Source organism: Paraburkholderia mimosarum LMG 23256 = NBRC 106338 (assembly GCF_000739815.1).
Lineage (GTDB): Bacteria > Pseudomonadota > Gammaproteobacteria > Burkholderiales > Burkholderiaceae > Paraburkholderia > Paraburkholderia mimosarum.
Genome location: NZ_BBJJ01000246.1, coordinates 1 through 2145, shown reverse-complemented (window position 1 = coordinate 2145; position 2145 = coordinate 1). Strand labels below are relative to the sequence as shown.

4 protein-coding genes are annotated in these 2145 nt (G+C 61.6%); 1 reads left to right on the top strand and 3 read right to left on the bottom strand.

Annotation, left to right across the window (positions count from 1 at the left end):
* The first annotated feature begins 130 nt into the window (after positions 1-130).
* Positions 131-973 carry an ABC transporter ATP-binding protein gene (locus tag BMI01S_RS37075; RefSeq protein ID WP_028233059.1) on the top strand — a complete coding sequence of 281 codons (843 nt, stop codon included), beginning with the start codon at positions 131-133 and terminating at the stop codon, positions 971-973.
* A 93-nt stretch (positions 974-1066) separates the two neighbouring features.
* Here BMI01S_RS37075 and BMI01S_RS37070 read toward each other — a convergent pair whose 3' ends face one another.
* The 3 genes from BMI01S_RS37070 to BMI01S_RS37060 all read right to left on the bottom strand — a co-directional run bounded on the left by BMI01S_RS37070 (position 1067) and on the right by BMI01S_RS37060 (position 1979).
* Positions 1067-1285, bottom strand: coding sequence for a hypothetical protein (locus BMI01S_RS37070; protein WP_028233058.1), 219 nt, complete (start codon positions 1283-1285; stop codon positions 1067-1069).
* 104 nt (positions 1286-1389) lie between these two features.
* Positions 1390-1575, bottom strand: a complete 186-nt coding sequence (locus BMI01S_RS37065; RefSeq protein WP_036047281.1) for a hypothetical protein — start codon at positions 1573-1575, stop codon at positions 1390-1392.
* 221 nt (positions 1576-1796) lie between these two features.
* Positions 1797-1979 carry a hypothetical protein gene (locus BMI01S_RS37060; protein WP_028233057.1) on the bottom strand — a complete coding sequence of 61 codons (183 nt, stop codon included), beginning with the start codon at positions 1977-1979 and terminating at the stop codon, positions 1797-1799.
* Between the last annotated feature and the right edge of the window lie 166 nt (positions 1980-2145).

Here is a 2145-nt window from a genome sequence, read left to right as displayed (position 1 = left end):
CGGCACAACGCTATTTGCAGACGGACCGCATTTTCGGTGGGATCCTGCTGATCGGGCTTATCGGCCTTCTGATCGATCAGGCATTCCGGCTCGTACACCGTCTTTGCTTTGGAAAATGGATGGCCAAACGATGATGAACGCTTCCCCGAAAATCTCCATCGAGCGGGTATCGAAGTACTTTGGCCGCGGCAGCGACCAGGTGCGCGCGCTTGCCAACATCGAACTGAACGTGAGGGAGAACGAGTTCGTCACGCTGGTGGGCGCGTCGGGCTGCGGCAAATCCACCTTGCTGCGCATCCTCAGCGGGCTCGAAACGATCGACGATGGCACGATACGCGTCGGTGGTCAGGCGATCGACGGCCCCGGCGTGGACCGCGCAATGGTGTTCCAGCACTACAGCCTGTACCCATGGCTGACGGTTCGCCAGAACATCCAGTTCTCGCGGCGGCTGAAGACCAACCGGCGCGATCTCACTTCGAGTGCGGTGGAAGTGGCGAGCGGGCGCGCGGACGCGCTGCTGAGCTTGATGGGGCTCACGCATGTCGCCGACGCGTATCCGAACCAGTTGTCGGGTGGCATGCAGCAGCGAGTGGCAATTGCCCGTGCATTGCAGGGAAAACCGTCGATCCTGCTGATGGACGAGCCGTTCGGCGCGCTCGACGCCCAGACCCGCGAGGTGATGCACGACCTGATCCTGCATGTTCACGCACTTGAGAAGACCACCATCGTGTTCGTCACGCACGACGTGGAAGAGGCCATCTATCTAGGCCATCGCGTCGTGCTGATGGCGCCGCGGCCGGGGCGCATCGACACGATCTACGACGTGCCGTTGCCCGCCGTGCGCAATCCGGAGATGAAGCTCGCGCCCGAATTCACCGCGCTCAAACGCGAGATACTGGCACGCATTCGCGAGACGTCGGGGATGAAGACCGATCTCGCTACGCTGGAGCAACTTACGCGCTCAGCGGTCTGAGCCCTTCGGCTAGCTCGCCGCACGCTCACGCGTGCGGCGCGAAGCGTGCCAGCGACGTCGGTCGCACCTGGTCCCCGATGCGTTCAATGGCTTTCACGTTGAGCATGTATTCGAGACCGGTCCAGATAGCGAGAGGGGGTGCCTTCGTTGCGCCGACCGGCAGCCGGCGCGCAAAGGATTGGAACTGTTAATCGATTGCAGCGTCGTCTCGAAGTGTTCGTCGACCAGCCGGCGCGCCTGGTCCTGCATGCTGCCCGCTGCCGCAGCGGCCTGTTCCACGAGCGCGGCGGTCTGTTGCGTCACTTCGTCCATGTGGCCAATCGCCTTATCAGTCCGGCGTCACCTTGGCGCTCGTCACCCACGTCATGCTTCCGAGCCTGTCCACTATCGTGCACAGTGCCGCAAACGGCATACAGTCAATCGAAAATGGCGAAGTCGACCAAATCCTGAGTCTGTGCAGTCGATATCTTCACGCTCCTGATCTCCCCAGCGATCGGCAGGAGCACCTGCCAGAGCGCCGCAACGCGCATGTTGTTAATCTCGGCGCGGACGCTGAGTTCCCGCTGGCCGACTGCCAGCGTTTCCTGAAAGTGAGCTGTCATGCTATTTCTTATGCGAGATGGCCCAGAATGGGCGCGCGTTGTCCCATGGGTACCCCGGGGAACCTACCGCCCCGAGACAATTGCCGAAATGCACCACCCGGTATACGGGCCTGCGGGCCTGCGTGATTTTTGAGTCGTTGAACTGCGCATTCCCCGCCCCTCTGGCGCGTTTGCCAGACAGAGCCTCCGTGCGCAAGGCCGCGGGCACGTTCCACACATCGTCAGGAGCGTGCCGTTGCGTGCTGACCGGTGCGGGAGACGACGTTCTGGCCGTCGCCCGGATCAACCCTATACTCCTGCCCGAGATTGCAAAGTGTCTTCGCACGATCCTTTTCGCGCCAGTAATCGGCAAGCGCCATGGGCAGCGCAACGGCGAGTGTCGATACACCGATCGCAAGACCCATCCCTGTTGCATCGATCTCAACCCCAAAATGAACAAACGTGACTGTGCCCGTACGCTGGGCGTACTGGAATATCGCGAGGCCGTACGGGCGTGCGTGACATTGGAAAGGCAACCTGGATGTCTGGCGTGACATCGAGGCCAGCGCCCGTTGTTATTGCATATGTTGG